Origin of the sequence: Streptomyces sp. NPDC056987, from assembly GCF_042673865.1 — a bacterium.
Taxonomy (GTDB): Bacteria; Actinomycetota; Actinomycetes; order Streptomycetales; family Streptomycetaceae; genus Streptomyces.
In genome coordinates this window covers 183,633-201,866 of record NZ_JBHURV010000004.1, presented here as the reverse complement: position 1 = coordinate 201,866, position 18,234 = coordinate 183,633, and the positions used below count along the sequence as shown (strand labels likewise).

Genomic DNA, 18,234 nt, shown 5'->3' with positions numbered 1-18,234 from the left:
GCCGTTTTGCCGCAATACGCCCTGTTGGGCTGCCCCACGTGGGTGAGAGCGGCCCGACACCCCGGGCGCGGCGGCGATGTCACAGCCGGTCACCTTTGGGTGGCCCGGTGCCACAGCCGTGCAGAAACGATCGCCCGACGCCGTGGGAACGGCTCTTCGGGGCCGCCTTCCGTACGGGGGAGCTGGAATGGCCGCCCGGCGTACCTCTATGATCGGCACACTTTCTCTGGCTGATCCCTCTCCACCACCCCCCTGTACGACACGACTGCACCGCGGGAGCGAGCCGTGAGCGGAACCTCCGAAGGGCCGCCCTCAGCGGCAGTCGCGGCAGCGGGCGGCGGACACCCGCCGAACACGGAGCGTATGGATCGTACGGAGCGTCAGACCATGGGCAGGGCCGTCCCCGACGACGACACCGAGCGGCACGACCGGACCACCGCCGAACAGACCGACCGCACCGAGCAGCGCGCGCCGCACGAGAGCGGTGAGGCGCGCGACTACCGCGCCGCCTTCCACATCTCCCGGCTCGCCATGGCGCTCCTCGACCGCGAGGGCACGGTCCTCGACGCCAACGACGCGCTCGGCGAACTCCTCGGCACCGGGGCCGACGCGCTGCCCGACCAGGCCGCCGCCGACCTCCTCGATCTGGCCTCCGACACCCGCACCTGGCACGCGTACCACGAAGCCCTCGACAGCCTGCGGGCCCGTTTCCGCTGCACCCGCCGGCTCAAGCACCCGGACGGGCGGACGCTGTGGGCCGAGGTCACCGTGGCCCCCGTACCGGACACCGACCGCGTGCTCCTGTCGGTCACGGACATCAGCGACCGCCGTGAACTCCAGGCGCGGCTGCGCCATCTCCAGCAGCACGACCCGGTGACCCGGCTGCCCAACCGCACGCTCTTCTTCGAACGGCTCGCCGCGGCGCTGGACTCGTCGGCGCCCGGCGACGGGCCGTTCGAGGGCGGGACGTACGGCAGCAGGACCTACGCCACCGGGGCGGCGGCGTACGGCACGGGCATCGCGTACGGCGTGGCGTCGGCGGCGGGTGCAGCGGCGGCGGCAGCTTCGGCAGCGTCTTCTTCGTACCGCGCGCGCGGACACGACCGCGCCTCCGGCGGCGTGACCGGACCCGGGCGAGGAAACGGGCGAGGAAACGGCAGAGGGGATGGCAGAACAGGGCGGATCGGCCTCTGCTATCTCGACCTCGACGGCTTCAAGGCCGTCAACGACACCCTCGGCCACCGCACCGGCGACCAGCTGCTGGCCGCCGTCGCGGGCCGGCTCACCGAGTGCGCCGACCACGGCGGGTACACGCGCAGCGGCGGCCACCTCGTGGCCCGGCTCGGCGGCGACGAGTTCGCGATCCTGGTCGAGGACTCCACCGGTACGGAACAACTCGCCGACCTCGCCCGCTCCGTGCTCGCCGCCCTCCAGCGCCCCTTCGACCTCGCCGGGCAGCGGCTCTCCGTGTCGGCGTCGATCGGGGTCGTGGAGCGCGCCGTGGAAGGCACCACCCCGACCGGGCTGATGCAGGCCGCCGACACCACGCTGTACTGGGCGAAGGCGGACGGCAAGGCCCGCTGGACCCTCTTCGACCCGGAGCGCAACGCCCACCGGATGACCCGGCAGGCGCTCACCTCGGCGCTGCGCCCGGCGGTCGAGCGCGAGGAGTTCGTCCTCCAGTACCAGCCGCTGGTGGGGATGGCCGACGGGATCGTACGGGGCGTGGAGGCGCTGGTCCGCTGGAACCACCCGCAGTTCGGCACCCTGTCGCCGAATCGGTTCATCGGTATCGCCGAGGAGGACGGCTCCATCGTGCAGCTCGGCGGGTGGGTGCTCCGTACCGCCTGCCGCCAGGCGCGGCGCTGGCAGCTCGACCACCCGGGCGCCCAGCCGCTGTTCGTCAGCGTCAATGTGGCCGTACGTCAGGTGTGGGACTCCGACCTGGTCGGGGACGTGGCCGGGATCCTGGCGGAGACCGGGCTCTCGCCGCACCTGCTGCAACTGGAGCTGACGGAGTCCGCGGTGATGGGCTCGGCGGGCCGCCCCCTCCAGGCGCTCCAGGCGCTGAGCGACATGGGCGTACGGATCGCGATCGACGACTTCGGCACCGGCTACTCCAACCTGGCCTATCTGAGCAGGCTGCCGGTCTCGGTGCTGAAGCTGGACGGCTCGTTCGTCCGCGGGTTCCGGTACGACGAGGGGGTGCACCCGAGCCCGGCGGACGAGACGATCGTGGAGGCGCTGATCCAGCTGGCGCACCGGCTCGGGCTGACGGTCACGGCCGAGTGCGTGGAGACCTCGGGCCAGGCGGCACGGCTCCAGCGGATCGGCTGCGACACCGGGCAGGGGTGGCTCTTCTCCCGCCCGGTGGCGCCGGAGCGGATCGCGGAGATAATCGCGGCGGTGAGCCCGAACGGCGTGTGACCGGCCGCCCGGCCGGGGACTGTCTCAGGCCGGGGGCCGTCTCAGGCCGGGCGGCCGCCTCAGGCCGGTGCCGACAGGCCGTATCCGTCCGCGATCAGCTCGTAGCTGCGCAGCCGGGCCGGGCCGCCGTGCGCGTTCGCGGTGATCATCAACTCGTCGGCGCCCGTGCGCTTCTGAAGGTCGTTCAGGCCGTCGACGACCGCGTCCTTCGTGCCGTGCACGATGTTGCCGAGCCAGCTGTTGACGAACTCCTCCTCCATCGGGCTGAACCGGTACGCCTCCGCCTCCTCCGGCGTCGGGACGAGCCCCGGCCGGCCCGTCCGGAGCCGGACCATCGAGAGCGCGCCCGTCATCACCTGGCGGCGGGCCTCGCGTTCGTCGTCGCTCGCCAGGGCCGCGACGCCGATCAGGGCGTACGGCGCGTCGAGCACGGCGGACGGCTTGAACGACTCGCGGTAGAGGTCGAGCGCCGGGACGGTGTTCTGCGCCGAGAAGTGGTGGGCGAAGGCGAACGGCAGCCCCAGCACCCCGGCCAGCCGGGCGCTGAAGCCGGAGGAGCCCAGCAGCCAGATCGGCGGGCGGGCCGCGGGGCCCTGGACCGGTCCCGGCACGGCGTGGATACGGGAGTACGGGTGGCCGTCGGGGAAGTCGTCGTCCAGGAAGCGGGTCAGCTCGGCGAGCTGCTGCGGGAAGTCGTCCGCGCCCTCGTTCAGCCGGTCGGTGCGGCGCAGCGCGGCGGCCGTCGCGCCGTCGGTGCCGGGCGCGCGGCCCAGGCCGAGGTCGACGCGGCCGGGGGCGAACGCCTCCAGCGTGCCGAACTGCTCCGCGATCACCAGTGGCGCGTGGTTGGGCAGCATGACGCCGCCCGAGCCGAGCCTGATGCGCTCGGTGTGGGCGGCGAGATGCGCGAGGATCACGGCGGGCGAGGTCGAGGCGACGCCCGGCATGGAGTGGTGTTCCGCGACCCAGTGCCGGTGGAAGCCGCGGCCCTCGGCGAGCCGGGCCAGCTCGACGCTCGTACGGAGCGCCTCGGTGGCGGTGGTGCCGCTGCCCACGGTGACCAGGTCCAGTACGGACAGGGGCACGGGCGCGGTGCCGCGGGCCGTCCCCCGGATCGGGTCCGCCTCCCTCGCCGTTTCCGTCGTGCCCCGATCCGTCGTGCCCCGAAGATCCGTCGTGCCTCGGCTCGCCTCGTCCACCGGTCAGCTCCTCCTGCGTGTGCGTCCTCGTGAAGTCAGTGCACAGCACCCAACAGGAGGGTATCTCCGTTTATTCCCCGGCCGGCGGGTTGTCCCCCGGCCGGGGAACCCGTCACGCCGGGGACGGCCTGCTCGCGAAGAGCGTGCCCAGTTTCGGCTCCCGCACCGTGCGCTCCGCGAGCCGCAGCCCTTCCCAGACCGTGACCTGGTTCGCCGTGAGCACCGGCTTGCCGAGCGCCTCCTCCAGCTCCGGCAGACACCCCGCCGTGTGCAGGGCCGTGTCGGGGAGCAGCACGACCTCCGCGTCCGGGTGGTCGCCCGCGCGGGCCAGCTCCAGCACCTGTTCGCGGCCCCACGTGCCGACCTCGGCGGCCGTGATGATCCCGCTCGCCCGGTCGGCCACCACCTCGATGCCGGCCGATTTGAGGAAGACCCCGAAGTACTCCGTGACGTCGTCCGGGTAGGTCGCGGCGACGGCGACCCGTTCCGCGCCCAGTGCCCGTACGGCGTGGGCGAACGCGAACGACGTGCTCGACGCGGGCAGCCCCGCGGCCCGGGCGAGGGCGCGCGTCTGCTCGTGCGCGCCGTCCCACCCGTAGACGAAGCTGCCGCTGGTGCAGGCCCAGACCACGGCCTCGGCACCGCCCAGCCGCAGCTCCTCCACCCCGGCCGCCAGCCGCTCCCCCGCGCCCATCTCCAGCAGCGCGTCGACGCGGTGGGCGTCCTCCCCGATGTCGGTGTGGACGACCTGCAGTCTGACGTCGCTCGCGAGCAGCATCTCGATGCGCGGGTAGTCGTCCTCGGCGGAGTGGCCGGGATAGAGGAATCCGACGGTGGTCATGTCCATCCTTCCGTATCGTCCGGCAGCGGCAGTGCCGACGGGACGGGCCCGCCGGGGCCGGCCGGTGCGACGGGTGACGCCGGTGCCACCGATTCCACCGTAGGCACGGACTCGGCCGACGGCTCGCCCTCCGCGGGCGGCGGAACCGTCGCGCTCGGGATGATCGGGGTGAGCGGCGTGATCGGCACGATCGGCGTGATCGGCACGATCACCGGCATCGGCGCGGCCGTGGGTGCCGACGGCGACGGCCGGTCGAGCAGCAGCGCCTGGTACGGGCCGACCGCGTGCGCGCCGAGCCGGCGCAGCGCGGCCCACATCGTGACCTGGTTGGCGGAGAGCACCGGCATGCCCAGTTCGGCCTCCAATTGCGGAATCACGTCGTACGTCGGCAGATTCGTGCAACTGATGAACAGCGCGTCGGCGGCCCCGACGACTGCCTGTCGCGCCATGTCCATGACCGACCGGTACGGGACCTTCCAGATGTCCCGGGTCAGCCCGAGGAAAGCGCGTCCCGTAACGGCTGCCCCCACCTCCGCCAGATACTCCTCCAGCGCCCGTGTCACGGACTCCGTATAGGGCGTGACCAGCGCGATCCTGCTCACACCCAGTTCCTCCAGCGCCTCGACGAGGGCCCCGGAGGTGGTGAGTGACGGCACCTCCCCGGCCCTGGTCATCGCCTCGCACATGGCTTTCTCGCCGGCCGGACCGCCGACGAAACTGCCCGAGGCGCAGGCGTACGCGACGACCTCGGGTTCGGAGACGCCAAGGGCCCGGACGGCCTCCCCCAGCGTCTCGTGCTCACTGACCAGCCTGGCCAGGTCGAGGGAGACCTCGACCGGCACGTAGGGCGTCCTGGTCAGGCGCAACGAGATGTCGTCGGGCACCCATCGCCACAGCTCGCGGTCGAGTGCGAAATCAAACGGGGCGACCACACCCACGCCACGCTGTGGCTGCGGTCCGCCCAGAAAGGAGACATCCATTGCCGGCCCCCTTGCTCACGCTCGTAGTGACAAGGCACATGCTCTTGTTGACGACGGTAGGAGGGGGATGCGAGCGTGGTCAATCGGTACATCTCAGACGTTGCACGGAATTTTCCAACGGGAAATCCCGCTCGGCCCGCGCACCGCTCCCACCTGGTGCAACGGCCCCGGCAGAAGGGCTGCTCCCCGTGCCACCACCCACCCTCCTCGTCCTGTCGGCGGACCCGCCGCCGCGCCTCGGCCGGCTCACGGGACGGGCCAGGATCACCTCGGTCGACGCGGACGGCCTCGCCGAGCGGCTTCCGTCCGCGGACGCCCTGCTGGTCTGGGACTTCACCTCGGACGCGGTACGGGACGCCTGGCCGGGCACGGGCCCGCGGCCCCGCTGGGTGCACACCGCGAGCGCGGGGGTGGACCGGCTGCTCTGCCCCGAACTGGTCGCGTCCGAGACCGTCGTGACCAACGCGCGGGGCATCTTCGAGGAGCCGATCGCCGAGTACGTGGCGGGGCTCGTGCTGGCCATGGCCAAGGACCTGCCCGGCACGCTGGAGCTCCAGGGCCGGCGCCGCTGGCAGCACCGGGAGGGGCTGCGGGTCGCGGAGAGCCGGGCCGTCGTGGTCGGCGCGGGACCGATCGGCCGGGCCGTGGCCCGTACGCTGCGGGCGCTGGGCGTCACCGTGGCCGTCACGGGCCGGACGGCGCGCCCCGGGGTGTACGGCGCCGATCAGCTCGACCGGCTGCTGACCCGGGCGGACTGGGTGATCTGCGCGGCCCCGCTGACCGACGCGACGCGCGGCATGTTCGACGCCCGGCTGTTCGGGCTGATGCAGCCGTCGGCGCGGTTCGTCAACGTCGGGCGCGGCCAGCTCGTCGTCGAGGACGATCTGGTCGCCGCGGTCTCCAAGCGGTGGATCGCGGGCGCGGCGCTCGACGTCTTCGACCAGGAGCCGCTGGATCCGCTGAGCCCGCTGTGGGACGTCCCCGGGCTGATCGTCTCCCCGCACATGAGCGGGGACACGGTCGGCTGGCGCGACCGTCTCGGCGAGCAGTTCGTCGATCTGTACGAGCTGTGGGTGGCCGGAAAGCCGCTTCCCAACGTGGTGGACAAGAAACGTGGGTACGTCCCCATGCATGACTGATCGCATCGGAGGCCACATGACGAACGGCGGCACCAGGGATCACGCAGCTACGGACCGGACGGCCACGGGCGGGACGACCACGGACCGGACCACCGCGGACCGGACGACCACGGGCGACCCCACCCGCCTCACCGACCTCACCGCACGCGCGCTGCTCGCGGGGTACGCGCGGGGCGACTTCTCCCCCGTCGACGCGACCCGTGCCGTACTGGACCGGATCGCGACGGTGCAGCCGCTGGTCAACGCGTTCGTACGGGTGGACTCCGAGGCGGCGCTCGCGCAGGCGGCGGAGTCCGCGGAGCGCTGGCGCAGGCAGGAGCCGCGGGGGCTGCTCGACGGGGTGCCGGTCTCGGTGAAGGACCTCTTCCTCCAGCGCGGCGGCCCCACCCTGCGCGGCTCCCGGGCCGTCCGACCGGGGGGCGCGTGGGACGAGGACGCGCCGGCGGTCGCGCGGCTGCGGGAGCACGGCGCGGTCCTCGTCGGGAAGACGACCACCCCCGAGTTCGGCTGGAAGGGCGTCACGGACTCGCCGCTGAACGGGGTGACGCGCAACCCGTACGACGTCTCCCGCACCTCGGGCGGGTCCAGCGGCGGCAGCGCGGCGGCCGTGGCGCTCGGCGCGGCGCCACTCTCCCTCGGCACCGACGGCGGCGGCTCGGTCCGTATCCCGGCGTCCTTCTGCGGGATCTTCGGCCTCAAACCGACGTACGGGCGCGTACCGCTCTATCCGTCGAGCCCCTTCGGCACGCTGGCGCACGCCGGGCCGATGACCCGGGACGCGGCGGACGCGGCGCTCCTCCTCGACGTGATCAGCGGCGCGGACTGGCGGGACTGGTCGCAGCTCGCCCCGGCGCGGCCCGCGCGGGACACCCTGGAGGCCGGTGCGGACGGGGTGAAGGGGCTGCGGGTGGCGTACTCCGCGTCCTTCGGCGGTCAGGTCGCGGTGCGCCCCGAGGTGGCCTCGGCGGTACGCGCGGCGGTGAGCCGGCTCGCCGAGCTGGGCGCGTACATCGAGGAGGCGGACCCGGACATCAGCGACCCGGTGGAGGCGTTCCACACGCTGTGGTTCACGGGGGCGGCGCGGCTGGTGGCGCCGTTCGGGAAGGAGCAGCGCAAGGAGCTCGACCCGGGGCTGCGGGAGATCGTCGCGGACGGCGAGCGGCGGAGCGCGCTGGACTATCTGGCGGCGGTGGACGCGCGGATGGAGCTGGGGCGGCGGCTCGGCCGGTTCCACACCTCGTACGACCTGCTGGTGACGCCGACGCTGCCGATCACCGCGTTCGAGGCGGGCAGGGAGACCCCGAAGGGCTCGGGGCAGCGGCGCTGGACGGCGTGGACGCCGTTCACGTACCCGTTCAACCTGACGCAGCAGCCCGCGGCGACGGTGCCGTGCGGGGTGGACGGGGACGGGCTGCCCATCGGGGTGCAGATCGTCGCCGCGCGCCACGCGGACGAGCTGGTGCTGCGCGCGGCGCACGCGCTGTACGAGTCGGGCGCGGCCCGGATCCCGGCCCCCGCGGCCGGCTGAGCGCCTGTGCCACCGGACCGGCGGGCGGGCAGCCACGGGCGGGCCGCCCGCCGGTCGGCCCGCCCGCCCGGCGCTACGCGCGCCGGAAGCTGAGCGTCTCGCCGATGGCCCCCGCCCGCCAGAGGTCCTGGCAGGCGTCGGCCATCCGGTCGAGGCCGTCGACGACGCTGCCCCAGACGATGCCGGGGACCCACCCCATGTCGCCGTTGATCAGCAGATTGTTGCGCTCGTAGAAGAGGGCGAGGTCCACGACCGTGCGGCGGCCCGCGGTGGCCTTCTCGTCGTAGCCGTACGACGCCGTGCCCAGCTCCGTGTCGGAGAAGGTGAAGTAGCACAGATCCCCGGGGATCGGGGTCACGGTCGGATTTTCGAGGGGTGGCTCCTCGGCGGCGAAGGCCGGAAACAGCGCGTAGATCTCGTTGCGCGCGTACTTCGCGTGGTACACGTCCGAGCCCAGCGGCAGTGCCTCCCACACCGCGGCGCAGGTGACCGGAGCCCGGTCGTCCAGGAGTTTCGCGGTGCAGTGCACCCCGCGCTTGTCCAATGACACGGTGACAAATCGATCGGTCATGCCCTCATGGTCCTCGTCCGGTCCGCCGAGTCAAGGGCACACCGGCCGCACGAGATCGTCTCAAATCAATATGCATAACCCGTATGGAGTCGGGTAGCCGCGCGCCCATGGCTTCACCACCTGAGAACACCACGGAAAGACGCTCAAAACGGAACATAGGCCGACGTTCCCTGCTTCTGGGTACAGCGGTGCTGGGCGCGGCGGGGGCGCTCGGCGCGGCCGGATGCAGCAGGGTTCCGACGGGTGACACCCTCGCCCGGCTGAAATCGCAGCGGACCGTCCGGCTCGGCATCGCGGGCGAGGCACCGTACGGGTACATCAACGACCAGGGCGATTTCACCGGCGAGGCGGTGGAGCTGGCGAAGGTCATCTTCAAGCGGCTCGGGATCGGCTCGGTGCAGCCCGTCGCGACCGACTTCTCCTCCCTGATACCGGGGCTCAACTCGCAGCAGTTCGATGTCGTCTCGGCCGGGATGTACATCAATGCCGAGCGGTGCAGCCAGGTCATTTTCGCGGACCCCGAGTACCAGATGCTGGACTCGTTCATCGTCCGCAAGGGAAACCCGAAGAAGCTGCTCTCCTACCAGGACGTGGTGCGCACGAAGGCGAAACTCGCCACGGGTACCGGCTACGCGGAGATCGACTACGCGATATCCGCCGGGATACCCGAGAAGGAGATCGTCATTCTCCAGGACCCGGTCGCCGGGCTGAACGCCGTCGAGTCCGGACGGGTCGACGTCTTCGCCGGTACGGCGCTGACCGGGCGCGAAGTGGTGAAGAACAGCCGCAAGGCCGAGGCGACCGAACCGTTCGCGCCGCTCGTGGACGGCGAGAAGAAGGTCGACGGCGGCGGTTTCGCGTTCCGTCCCACCGATACCGCGCTGCGGGACGCCTTCAACGTCGAGATCCACAAGATGAAGAAGAGCGGCGAACTGTTCCGCGTTCTCAAGCCGTTCGGATTCGCCGAGTCGGAGATGACCACCCTGACGGCAGAGGAGCTGTGCGCATGACCGCCGGCCTCTGGACCCAGTGGGTGCTGCCGGGTGTCTGGATCACCGTTCAGCTCACCCTGTACAGCGCGGCGCTCGCCACCTCCGTGGCATTCGCCGTGGGAATCGCCCGTACGCACCGTTCGCGCACCGTCCGTTTTCTCGCGGGCTTCTACACGGAGGTCTTCCGCGGCACGTCGGCACTGGTGCTGATGTTCTGGCTGTTCTTCGTCATGCCGGGACTCTTCGGCTGGGCCCTCGTCCCGATGTGGGCCGCCGTACTGGCACTGGGCCTGTCGTACGGGGCCTACGGCGCCGAGGTCGTGCGCGGCGCCCTGAACTCCGTCGCGCCGGCGCAGCGCGAGGCGGGCATCGCCCTGAATTTCACGCCGTGGCAGCGCATGCGGCTGATCCTGCTGCCGCAGGCGGTACCGGAGATGATCCCGCCGTTCTGCAATCTCCTCGTCGAACTGCTGAAGGGCACGGCGCTGGTCTCCCTGCTCGGGGTGGCCGACGTGTCGTTCGCCGCCTATCTGGTGCGGCTGGCCACCCAGGACAGCGCGCAGATCTACTCGATCACGCTGGTCATCTATTTCGTGCTCGCGTTCGTCCTCACGCGCGGCATGAAGGCGCTTGAGCGGAAGACGAAGGCCGGCATCGGCATCACCATGACACCGGGGACGCCGGGGACAGCGGGAGGCGCCCGATGAACAGCTGGGACTGGTCCGCCGTCGCGGACTTCATGCCACGTTTCTGGGACGGGCTGCTCCTCACCCTTCAGGTGCTCGTCCTCGGCTCGCTCCTCTCCTTCACGCTCGGGCTGGTCTGGGCGATCGGATTCCGGGCGCCGACGCGTTTCGTCCGGTGGCCGGTCAATGTCGTCACCGAGTTCATCCGGAACACGCCGCTGCTCGTCCAGCTCTTTTTCTTCTTCTTCGTCCTGCCCGAGTGGGGGGTCCAGTTCTCCGGGCTGACCACCGGGACGATCGCGATCGGGCTGCATTATTCGACGTACACCGCACAGGTCTACCGGGCCGGAATCGACGCGGTGCCCGTCGGGCAGTGGGAGGCGGCCACCGCGCTCAGTCTGCCCGTCGGCCGGACCTGGATCGCGGTGATCCTGCCGCAGGCGATCCGGCGCATCGTGCCGGCGCTGGGCAATTACGTCATCTCGATGCTGAAGGACACCCCGCTGCTCGCCGGGATCAGCGTGCTGGAAATGCTCCAGCAGTCCCGGCTGGAGAGCGCGGCCACCTTCCAGTACACCGAACCGCTGACCGTGGTCGGTATCGCCTTCATCCTCATCGCCTATCCGGCTTCTCTTCTCATGCGAGCCCTGGAGCGTCGTCTTGTCCGCTGACCGAATCCCCCCGCAGAGCACAGCAAAGTCCGCAGACACCGCCTCCGACACCGAGCTGATCCGCTTCGAGAACGTCACGAAGAGATTCGGCGCGAACACCGTCCTGGACGACCTCTGTTTCTCCGTACGGCCGGGAAAGCACGTCACGCTGGTCGGCCCCTCGGGGTCGGGCAAGACCACGATCCTGCGGCTGCTGATGACGCTGGTCAAACCCGACGAGGGCATCATCACCGTCAACGGCGACCAACTGTTCCCCGCCTCCGAGAAGCATGTGCGCGAAGTGCGGAAGAACATCGGCATGGTCTTCCAGCAGTTCAACCTCTTCCCCAACATGAACGTCCTGCGCAACATCACGGAGGCACCGGTCCGGGTGCTCGGGCTCGACAAGGACGAGGCCGAGGAACGCGGCCGGGAACTGCTCGACCTCGTCGGGCTCGGCGACCGCTGCGCGGCGAAGCCGACCCAGCTCTCCGGCGGGCAGCAGCAGCGCGTGGCCATCGCCCGCGCGCTGGCGATGCGGCCGCAGATCCTGCTGCTGGACGAGGTCACCTCGGCGCTCGACCCGGAACTGGTCGCCGGGGTTCTGGACGTCCTGCGGGACATCGCCCACACCACGGACATCACCATGCTCTGCGTGACCCACGAGATGAACTTCGCCCGGGACATCTCCGACGACGTGATGATGTTCGACGCCGGGAAGGTCATCGAGTCGGGACCGCCGGAGAAGATCTTCACGGACCCGGAGCACGAACGTACGCGCGAGTTCCTCGGCGCGGTGCTCTGAGCGCCGCGCTGACCTGCGCCCGGTCTCACACCCCGTTGACCAAGTATCCCTCTGGCATATGCCAGCGTGGCGCGGCCCAGTACAGCGACCTGGGCCGCGCCGAATTCGGTGGTCAACAGCGCCCCTCTTTCCCACCCTTGACGGCTATCGTGGTGGTGAGCTTGCGGTAACAACCTGCCAAGGGGGGACCGTGGTGCTGAAGCCGGAGCCGACCGCCCCGTTCCATTCGGTGCGGTACGTCCTGCGTGTGCTGGAGACGGTGTCCCGGCACGGCGGCGGGGTGACCGCCGCCAGGATCGCCAGCGAGAGCGGGCTGCCGGCCGGACATCTCGCGCCGCTGCTCGCCATGTTGCGCCGCGAGGGATACGTGGAGCAGGCGGCGGACGGGGCGTATGTGATCGGCGATTCGCTGACCCTGCTCGGTTCCGGCGCCGACCGGGCGCAGGTCCTCGAAACGCGGCTCCAGGACACCCTCGCCGAGCTGCGCGACGCGATCGGCGCGGCCATCTACGTCAGCCGGTACGTCGACGGCGAGATCAGGATCACCCAGGTCTCCGAGGGCCCCCTCACCCCCGCCGTCAACGAGTACGTGGACTTCCGCACGACGGCGCACGCGAGCGCGATCGGCAAGTGCCTGATGACCCAGCTCGACCACGGCGGCCGCAAGGAACACCTCGCCCGCCACAAGATCGCGCGGTTCACCTCCCGCACGATCACCAGCGAGCGGCTGCTCCTCTCCCGGCTGGACGGCCACCCGCCCACGGTCCCCGTACTGGACCTCCAGGAGTACGCGGTCGGCACGGTCTGCGCGGCCGTCCCGCTGACGGCGGGCTCCGCGGTCGGCTGCCTCGCCCTCTCCCTCCCCCTGGAACACGCCCACCGGCTGCGCGCGGCGGCCGAGACGCTCAACCGCAGGGCGGCCCCGGTGGCGCTGGCCCTGACGATCTGAGCCTCGGGGGGCGGAAGCGCTGGTGCCGAGCACCCTCGGACACCGGGTATTATTTTCGAGTCAGCAGGCGCCGCTAGCTCAGTTGGTTAGAGCAGCTGACTCTTAATCAGCGGGTCCGGGGTTCGAGTCCCTGGCGGCGCACCGACACGGGAAGGCCCCTCGCGCGAGCGGGGGGCCTTCCTCATGCTCATGTCAGATCACATCAGGTCGGACCGGGCCGGGGCTCAGGCCGCGCCCTTCGCTCCGCCGCCCTTCTGTCCGTCCACGCCGAAGATGTCCACCGCGTGGTAGTACGTCCACGCCGTCGCGTCGCAGGACGTCTTCGTCGCGCCCGAGTACGCCGAGCACACCCGCTTCAGGTCCGCGTAGAACGCGGAGTCGAGCCGGGCCTTGTTGGCGTCGAACTGCCCGGCCGCCTTGTAGTTGCGGTAACCGAAGTCATGGCGCGCGCACGAGGTCGCGAAGGGGAAGCCGAACGGGTTGTCGGGCGAGGAGGAGCAGTAGTCCGTGGACCAGTCGAAGGCGTAGGCGGACCAGGCACCCTGGTTGCCACGGGCCGCGACCCACGAGTTGTAGCTCGCCGCGCTCTCCTGGGTCCAACCGCTGAGCACCTGCGGCTTGTCGGCCGGTGCGGCGGTGGCCTGAGCGGCCGTCAGGAGGGAGAGGGGGAGGGCGAGTACGGCTGCTGCGAGAGGAAGTGCCAGACGTCTGCGCATGACGGAAAACCTCCGGGCATATGGGGGGAGACGCTCCATGACTGGGTTGGCACGGAGCGCCCACAGCGTGAACTCCGCGGCTGTCGCACGGGTCTACGCGCGATGACCGACGCGGGAATGGTGCCCCAATTCCAGCCACCTGGAAACCCCCCTGGCGTTCACACGCCCCGTGGGAGCAAAGCCTGTTGACGGTCCGTCCGCACTTGCCCGATTGGCTCCCGGGCGGTTGGTGCCGTACACCCGAAGTCTTCACGAGCCGACCCGCCGCCGGACCGGGCCGGGAGGCCGGACCGACGGCGGGTCAGCTCACGCGTGGATCAGAACGGCCAGAACTGTCAGAACGGCCAGAACCGTCAGAACTGGACGTCGGAGCAGGAGTAGAAGGCGTTCGACGTGTCCGCGATCGTCCAGACCGCCAGGATGACATGGCGCCCCGACTTCGACGGGAGGGTGCCCGAGTGCGAAAGCGTGGCGGGCGGCTGCTGGTTGTTGTACGGCACCGTCAGGAACGGCTGGGTCTCCAGGGCGGCACGGGTGAGCTTCTGCGACGGGTTCCAGCCGTTCTTGGTGATGTAGTACCGGAAGTCGGTCGTCGCGTGCCGGGCCGTGAACTGCCAGCGGAAGGTGTGGCTCTGGCCACTCGTCAGCTTGGTCGTGGGCCACGCACCGCCGCGCGGGTCGTCGAGCTGCGCGAACTGGCCGTTGCCGCCCGAGCAGATGGAACCGTCGGCGGGACCGGCCGCCGGGAAGCCCTTGGGCCCCTCGACGCTCTGCGGTTCCCACTGGATGTTGCCGCAGTTGGTGACGGTGCCGTTGGCGCAGAGCTTCTGCCGGCTGATCGGGGAGTCGGTGTAGCCATGGCTGCTGGCGCTGCCGGTGGCGAGCAGGGAGACGGCGGTGACGGCGAGGCCGACGACGGCCGCGCCCATCTTCTTTCGCATGCTTCGCTCCAGAGAACGTGGGGGAGTTCGGTGAGCCGTACCGCACGCGCGCGCAGAGGGAGAACGACTGTTGGTCTGGACCAAGTCTCAGAGTATGGAGGTTTTTTGGTCGTGTCCATAACAAGTACACAACGCGGTCCAGACCAATCGACCGATCATCGCTCAGCCGTCTCCCCCGCGTCCCCCAGCTCTCTCCTGGCTCTCCCTTGGCTCTCTCCCAGCCGTGCGGCCGGGCTCAGATCTGCTCCGCGGCCCCCTGCCGGCCCGTGTAGAACGCGACCGTGAGGTCCTTCACCAACGCCTTGCGCTCGTAGTCGTCCAGCTCGACCAGGCCGCGCGAGGTCAGCCGGTGCACCGTGTCGTCCACCGCGTCCACCACCGACGTCAGTACGGAGTCCCGCTGCCGGGCGTCGATCGCCGCGATCCGGCTGCGCTGCATCGCCGCGGCGATCTCCGGCGCGTACTCGATCCTCGTCGGCTGCGCGGAGAAGACCTCGACGCCGACGGGCCGGCACTCCGCGGACAGCATCCGGGTCAGCGCGCCCCCGACCGCCTCCGCGTTGCGCAGGGTCGGCGCGTCGTGGTGGAACGCGTCGGCGGGCAGCTGCGAGAGCACCCGCGCCATCGCCGCCTCGACCTGCTCGCGCAGATACTCCTCGTGGTCCTGGACACCGAGGGCCGCCTGTACGGTGTCCCGCACCCGCCAGACGACGAGGACGACGACGCGCAGCGCCGTACCGTTCGCGTCGACCGCGGGCATCGGCTCGCTGCGCCAGTGCCGCAGCCGTACGTCCACCCGGCGGCGCAGCAGCAGCGGGCTCACCCAGAGCAGTCCCGTACGGCGCACGCTCCCCCGGTAGTCGCCGAAGAGCGTCAGCACCCACGCCCGGCCGACCTGGCCGCGGCCGAGCCCGCCGAAGGCGAAGAGCGCGACCGTCGCACCGAGCGCCAGCAGCGCCCACTCGCCGAGGCCGATGCCGTCGTACGGGAACGAGGGCAGCCGCAGCGCCTCCGTCACCGTGTCCGGCAGGGCCCCGGCCCACCAGGCCACGGCCGCGCACCCGAGCAGCGCGGCGAGGCCGACGAGCGCGGCGGCCGAGCCGGGCAGCGCGGGCCCCGGGCGCTCGGTGAGGCGCGGATCGCCGGGCGGCGCGGCGCGCGCGGGGACGGCGGTCGCCGGCGCGGGCGCGGGAACGTGCCGGATCCGGGGCTGTTCGCCGGTCCCCCGCCGCCGCCCGACGACGGTGGGCCTGACCGGCCCTCCGGCGACCGCCCGCGCCTGCGGGTGCGTGCCGGGCTCGTCGCGGAAGAGGAGGTGGACGGGGATCTCGTGGGTGGTCTCGCCGACGATGAGCGGGCTCCAGCGGGGCCGGTCGCCGGGGTGCGCGGGGCGCGCGGACCGTACGGAGACCCCGTTGCCCCGGCCGAAGGCACCGGGCTCCAGCTCGAACACCGGGCGCACGGCCCGGGGCGGGGTGGTCCACGTCTCGTCGGCGGCCCGGGGCGGGGGCTCCGGGGCCGCGACCTCCGCGACATCCGCGACGTCCGGCAGGGGCGTGGCCTCCGGCGGGGCCGCCGGACCGACCGGATCCGCGGTGCGCCCCGGATCTACGGTGCGCGCCGGGCCTTCGGCGTCCACCGGGTCCTCGGCAGCCGCCCTTACGGCGTCCGAACCGGTGGTCCCCACGGGGAGGCTCGCCCCCGGCTCTCCCGGCCCCTCCGGCTCCCTCGGCTCCCTCGGCTCCTCCGGTCCGTGCGCCTCCCGGGCCGGCTCGGGCGCCGCCTCCACCTCCGTCTCCTGGACGGGCACGGCCTCCGGCGGTGGCGCGGCCTCCGGCGCGGGTTCGGGGCGTACCGTGAACAGCCCGCGCAGGCCGTCCTCGTCGCCCCGCGCGCGCGGGCCGCCCGGAGTGCCGGGAGTGGTCGGGCCGCTCAGGCCGCTCGGGGTGGTCGGGTCGTCGCCGGTCGGGGTGGTCGTCGTCATCGTCACCGTCATCCTCGTGTCCGTCATGCGAAGAGTCGCCGCCAGGTCCCCGGGCCGGGGTAGCCGTCGGCCGCCGCGCCGCGCCAGCCCTGGGCCCGCTGGAACGCCTCGACATTGCGCCGGTCCGCCTCCGTCCACCGCGGGCCCGGCCCCGTGGCGTAATGCCGGCCGAAGCCCCGCTTCACGAGCTGACGGCCGAGCTGGGCGACGTACGTGCTGGAGCTGCCGGGCCGGAAGTACGCGCTCCCGGGGAACGCCGGCGCGGTGGTCGTTCCCCCGCCGGGCGGCCGTCCGTGGCCGCCGCCGGAGGTGCCGCCCGGGGGCCGCACGGGCGGGATGTTCTTCCCGAGGCCCTTCACCAGAAGCCGCCAGGTCCCCGGGCCCGGTGTGCCGTCCGCCGCCGCGCCGCGCCAGCCCTGCGCGAGCTGGAACGCCCGGGTGGCCCGCCGGTCCGCGTCGCCCCACCCCGGTCCCGGCCCTCGGGAGTAGAAGCGCTTGCCGCCGCGCTCCACCAGCATCCGGCCGAGCTGGGTGACGTACTTGTTGCGGGCACCGGGGCGGAAGGCGCCCGCCCCGGGGAAGGTCGCGGACACTCCGCTCGCGGCCCCCGTACCGGCCCCCGGCCCCTTGCCGTCGGGCCGTTCGACGAGGCCCTTGTAGCGGTACGGGATGTAGCGGCCGTTGTTCTCCCAGTACGCCATGGGCGTGGACTGCGCACGGGCGTTCGGCTTGGTCTGCTCGTACGCCCGGTAATAGGTGTGCGTGTAGTCGGTCCAGCCGCCGAAGAGCGTGACGTGCGACCCCTTGTTCGGGTCGTCCGGGTTGTGGAAGAGCAGCATGTCGCCGGGTTGCAGCTGCTCCCGGTCGATCCGTACGCCGAACTCCGCGAGGCTGCCGGTCCATTCGTTGCCCGCGAGGTTCCAGGCCATCGAGACATAGCCGGAGCAATCCTGGCGGTACCCGTCCGACCAGTACTTCTCCATGCTGTACGGCACCTCGGCGGCCACCCACAGCTTGGCGCGGTTGATGATCTCGGCGCGGGTGGACATGCGCGGCTCCGCCGGCGGCCGACTGGAGCCCGGGCCCGGCAGGGGGCGCCCGTGGAGGGGCCCGCTGCCGCCCTGCGGGCTCTCCGGGTCGGGGTCGAAGGCCACGGCGGACGCCGCGCCCGCGGCGCGCGCCGGTTCGGCCCCCGTCGCGCCCAGGGCGACCCCGGCGGCGGTCATCAGGACCAGCGCACGCCGGGCGCCGTGCGCCGCCGGGTGGCCGCCGGACCGTACGGGCAGGCCTTTGGCCAGATCACGCCGCCGCTCGGCGCACCCGGCGCAGGGACAGTCGGGAGCGGGCTCGTACTCCTCGAAGACCGGGACGATCATGCGATCCCCTCCACACTCATCCTCATCACGAATCTCTTCGTTCAAGATCTTTCGACCCGGCGACAGGGGCGCCGGCGCGTCAACTGTGCGGACAAATCGCATTTTGACGGATCAACGGTAAGAAAGGACAATCCGACAGGCCGTAACGGCCATCAATTGGTCGGAGCCACCCCTCACGGTCGGGTAGAGTTCTCCAGGTCAGCAGGCGCCGCTAGCTCAGTTGGTTAGAGCAGCTGACTCTTAATCAGCGGGTCCGGGGTTCGAGTCCCTGGCGGCGCACGCAGAGTGGAAGCCCCTTCACAGCTTGTGAAGGGGCTTCACTCATGCCCGCACCGGCCGACGACTCGCGGAATCACGCCAAACTTGGCGCCTGCTCGCCATCGCATCCGTCACACCGAACACACAAATCGCCCAGATGCGCGCTAATCGGCTGTTCTCTCCCTTGCGATC

16 protein-coding genes and 2 tRNA genes are annotated in these 18,234 nt (G+C 71.5%); 10 read left to right on the top strand and 8 right to left on the bottom strand.

Going from position 1 to position 18,234, the window contains the following annotated elements; translation table 11 throughout:
* Positions 1–363: 363 nt before the first annotated feature.
* Positions 364–2,427 (top strand): putative bifunctional diguanylate cyclase/phosphodiesterase, encoded by a 2,064-nt coding sequence (locus ACFTZC_RS06970; RefSeq protein ID WP_382887560.1) that lies wholly within the window; start codon positions 364–366, stop codon positions 2,425–2,427.
* Positions 2,428–2,486: 59 nt separating this feature from the next.
* Here the strand turns inward: ACFTZC_RS06970 and ACFTZC_RS06965 are convergent, their stop codons facing one another.
* The 3 genes from ACFTZC_RS06965 to ACFTZC_RS06955 form a co-directional block, all read right to left on the bottom strand.
* Positions 2,487–3,542: an LLM class flavin-dependent oxidoreductase gene (locus tag ACFTZC_RS06965; RefSeq protein WP_382887785.1), complete on the bottom strand. Its 1,056-nt coding sequence runs from the start codon at positions 3,540–3,542 to the stop codon at positions 2,487–2,489.
* 196 nt (positions 3,543–3,738) lie between these two features.
* Positions 3,739–4,467: a decarboxylase gene (locus ACFTZC_RS06960; RefSeq protein ID WP_382887559.1), complete on the bottom strand. Its 729-nt coding sequence runs from the start codon at positions 4,465–4,467 to the stop codon at positions 3,739–3,741.
* Positions 4,464–5,447: a decarboxylase gene (locus ACFTZC_RS06955; protein WP_382887557.1), complete on the bottom strand. Its 984-nt coding sequence runs from the start codon at positions 5,445–5,447 to the stop codon at positions 4,464–4,466. The genes ACFTZC_RS06960 and ACFTZC_RS06955 overlap by 4 nt, the downstream gene beginning before the upstream one ends.
* Before the next feature lie 188 nt (positions 5,448–5,635).
* On the opposite strand from ACFTZC_RS06955, the gene ACFTZC_RS06950 reads away from it, so the two are divergent.
* Positions 5,636–6,586 carry a D-2-hydroxyacid dehydrogenase gene (locus ACFTZC_RS06950; protein WP_382887555.1) on the top strand — a complete coding sequence of 317 codons (951 nt, stop codon included), beginning with the start codon at positions 5,636–5,638 and terminating at the stop codon, positions 6,584–6,586.
* Entirely contained in the window at positions 6,579–8,114 is a 1,536-nt protein-coding gene (locus ACFTZC_RS06945; RefSeq protein ID WP_382887553.1) for an amidase, read from the top strand. Before ACFTZC_RS06950 ends, ACFTZC_RS06945 begins: the two co-directional genes overlap by 8 nt.
* A 73-nt stretch (positions 8,115–8,187) precedes the next feature.
* Here ACFTZC_RS06945 and ACFTZC_RS06940 read toward each other — a convergent pair whose 3' ends face one another.
* On the bottom strand, positions 8,188–8,685 hold the full coding sequence (locus tag ACFTZC_RS06940; RefSeq protein ID WP_382887551.1) for a DUF3830 family protein: 498 nt from the start codon (positions 8,683–8,685) through the stop codon (positions 8,188–8,190).
* Between the two features lie 107 nt (positions 8,686–8,792).
* Between ACFTZC_RS06940 and ehuB the strand changes: the two genes are divergently transcribed.
* The 6 genes from ehuB to ACFTZC_RS06910 all read left to right on the top strand — a co-directional run bounded on the left by ehuB (position 8,793) and on the right by ACFTZC_RS06910 (position 12,908).
* The gene (gene ehuB, locus ACFTZC_RS06935; RefSeq protein ID WP_382887549.1) at positions 8,793–9,695 is read left to right on the top strand and encodes an ectoine/hydroxyectoine ABC transporter substrate-binding protein EhuB; all 903 of its coding nucleotides are present in this window, start codon (positions 8,793–8,795) and stop codon (positions 9,693–9,695) included.
* Entirely contained in the window at positions 9,692–10,384 is a 693-nt protein-coding gene (gene ehuC / locus ACFTZC_RS06930) for an ectoine/hydroxyectoine ABC transporter permease subunit EhuC (protein WP_382887548.1), read from the top strand. The genes ehuB and ehuC overlap by 4 nt, the downstream gene beginning before the upstream one ends.
* Positions 10,381–11,034 carry an ectoine/hydroxyectoine ABC transporter permease subunit EhuD gene (ehuD, locus tag ACFTZC_RS06925; protein WP_382887547.1) on the top strand — a complete coding sequence of 218 codons (654 nt, stop codon included), beginning with the start codon at positions 10,381–10,383 and terminating at the stop codon, positions 11,032–11,034. The genes ehuC and ehuD overlap by 4 nt, the downstream gene beginning before the upstream one ends.
* Positions 11,024–11,818 carry an ectoine/hydroxyectoine ABC transporter ATP-binding protein EhuA gene (gene ehuA, locus ACFTZC_RS06920; protein WP_382887545.1) on the top strand — a complete coding sequence of 265 codons (795 nt, stop codon included), beginning with the start codon at positions 11,024–11,026 and terminating at the stop codon, positions 11,816–11,818. Before ehuD ends, ehuA begins: the two co-directional genes overlap by 11 nt.
* A gap of 190 nt (positions 11,819–12,008) precedes the next feature.
* Positions 12,009–12,767 (top strand): IclR family transcriptional regulator, encoded by a 759-nt coding sequence (locus ACFTZC_RS06915; RefSeq protein ID WP_382887543.1) that lies wholly within the window; start codon positions 12,009–12,011, stop codon positions 12,765–12,767.
* A 67-nt stretch (positions 12,768–12,834) separates the two neighbouring features.
* A tRNA-Lys gene (locus ACFTZC_RS06910) sits at positions 12,835–12,908 on the top strand.
* 83 nt (positions 12,909–12,991) lie between these two features.
* Here the strand turns inward: ACFTZC_RS06910 and ACFTZC_RS06905 are convergent.
* From ACFTZC_RS06905 to ACFTZC_RS06890, 4 genes are all read right to left on the bottom strand, one after another.
* Positions 12,992–13,483: a phospholipase gene (locus ACFTZC_RS06905; protein ID WP_382887542.1), complete on the bottom strand. Its 492-nt coding sequence runs from the start codon at positions 13,481–13,483 to the stop codon at positions 12,992–12,994.
* A 353-nt stretch (positions 13,484–13,836) separates the two neighbouring features.
* The gene (locus ACFTZC_RS06900; protein WP_382887540.1) at positions 13,837–14,424 is read right to left on the bottom strand and encodes a lytic polysaccharide monooxygenase; all 588 of its coding nucleotides are present in this window, start codon (positions 14,422–14,424) and stop codon (positions 13,837–13,839) included.
* A 235-nt stretch (positions 14,425–14,659) separates the two neighbouring features.
* The gene (locus ACFTZC_RS06895; RefSeq protein ID WP_382887538.1) at positions 14,660–16,435 is read right to left on the bottom strand and encodes an SPFH domain-containing protein; all 1,776 of its coding nucleotides are present in this window, start codon (positions 16,433–16,435) and stop codon (positions 14,660–14,662) included.
* On the bottom strand, positions 16,432–17,784 hold the full coding sequence (locus ACFTZC_RS06890) for a peptidoglycan-binding protein (RefSeq protein WP_382887535.1): 1,353 nt from the start codon (positions 17,782–17,784) through the stop codon (positions 16,432–16,434). The genes ACFTZC_RS06895 and ACFTZC_RS06890 overlap by 4 nt, the downstream gene beginning before the upstream one ends.
* 205 nt (positions 17,785–17,989) lie before the next feature.
* Between ACFTZC_RS06890 and ACFTZC_RS06885 the strand changes: the two genes are divergently transcribed.
* Positions 17,990–18,063 (top strand) — tRNA-Lys (locus tag ACFTZC_RS06885).
* Positions 18,064–18,234: the final 171 nt, after the last annotated feature.

What these genes read in the sequence shown, in the direction of transcription:
- ACFTZC_RS06970 (WP_382887560.1), top strand. Translation starts at nt 364, where the DNA reads ATGGATCGTACGGAGCGTCAGACCATGGGCAGGGCCGTCCCCGACGAC.
- ACFTZC_RS06960 (WP_382887559.1), bottom strand. Translation starts at nt 4,467, where the DNA reads ATGACCACCGTCGGATTCCTCTATCCCGGCCACTCCGCCGAGGACGAC.
- ACFTZC_RS06955 (WP_382887557.1), bottom strand. Translation starts at nt 5,447, where the DNA reads ATGGATGTCTCCTTTCTGGGCGGACCGCAGCCACAGCGTGGCGTGGGT.
- ACFTZC_RS06945 (WP_382887553.1), top strand. Translation starts at nt 6,579, where the DNA reads ATGACTGATCGCATCGGAGGCCACATGACGAACGGCGGCACCAGGGAT.
- ACFTZC_RS06940 (WP_382887551.1), bottom strand. Translation starts at nt 8,685, where the DNA reads ATGACCGATCGATTTGTCACCGTGTCATTGGACAAGCGCGGGGTGCAC.
- ehuB (WP_382887549.1), top strand. Translation starts at nt 8,793, where the DNA reads ATGGCTTCACCACCTGAGAACACCACGGAAAGACGCTCAAAACGGAAC.
- ehuC (WP_382887548.1), top strand. Translation starts at nt 9,692, where the DNA reads ATGACCGCCGGCCTCTGGACCCAGTGGGTGCTGCCGGGTGTCTGGATC.
- ehuD (WP_382887547.1), top strand. Translation starts at nt 10,381, where the DNA reads ATGAACAGCTGGGACTGGTCCGCCGTCGCGGACTTCATGCCACGTTTC.
- ACFTZC_RS06905 (WP_382887542.1), bottom strand. Translation starts at nt 13,483, where the DNA reads ATGCGCAGACGTCTGGCACTTCCTCTCGCAGCAGCCGTACTCGCCCTC.
- ACFTZC_RS06900 (WP_382887540.1), bottom strand. Translation starts at nt 14,424, where the DNA reads ATGCGAAAGAAGATGGGCGCGGCCGTCGTCGGCCTCGCCGTCACCGCC.
- ACFTZC_RS06895 (WP_382887538.1), bottom strand. Translation starts at nt 16,435, where the DNA reads ATGACGGACACGAGGATGACGGTGACGATGACGACGACCACCCCGACC.
- ACFTZC_RS06890 (WP_382887535.1), bottom strand. Translation starts at nt 17,784, where the DNA reads ATGATCGTCCCGGTCTTCGAGGAGTACGAGCCCGCTCCCGACTGTCCC.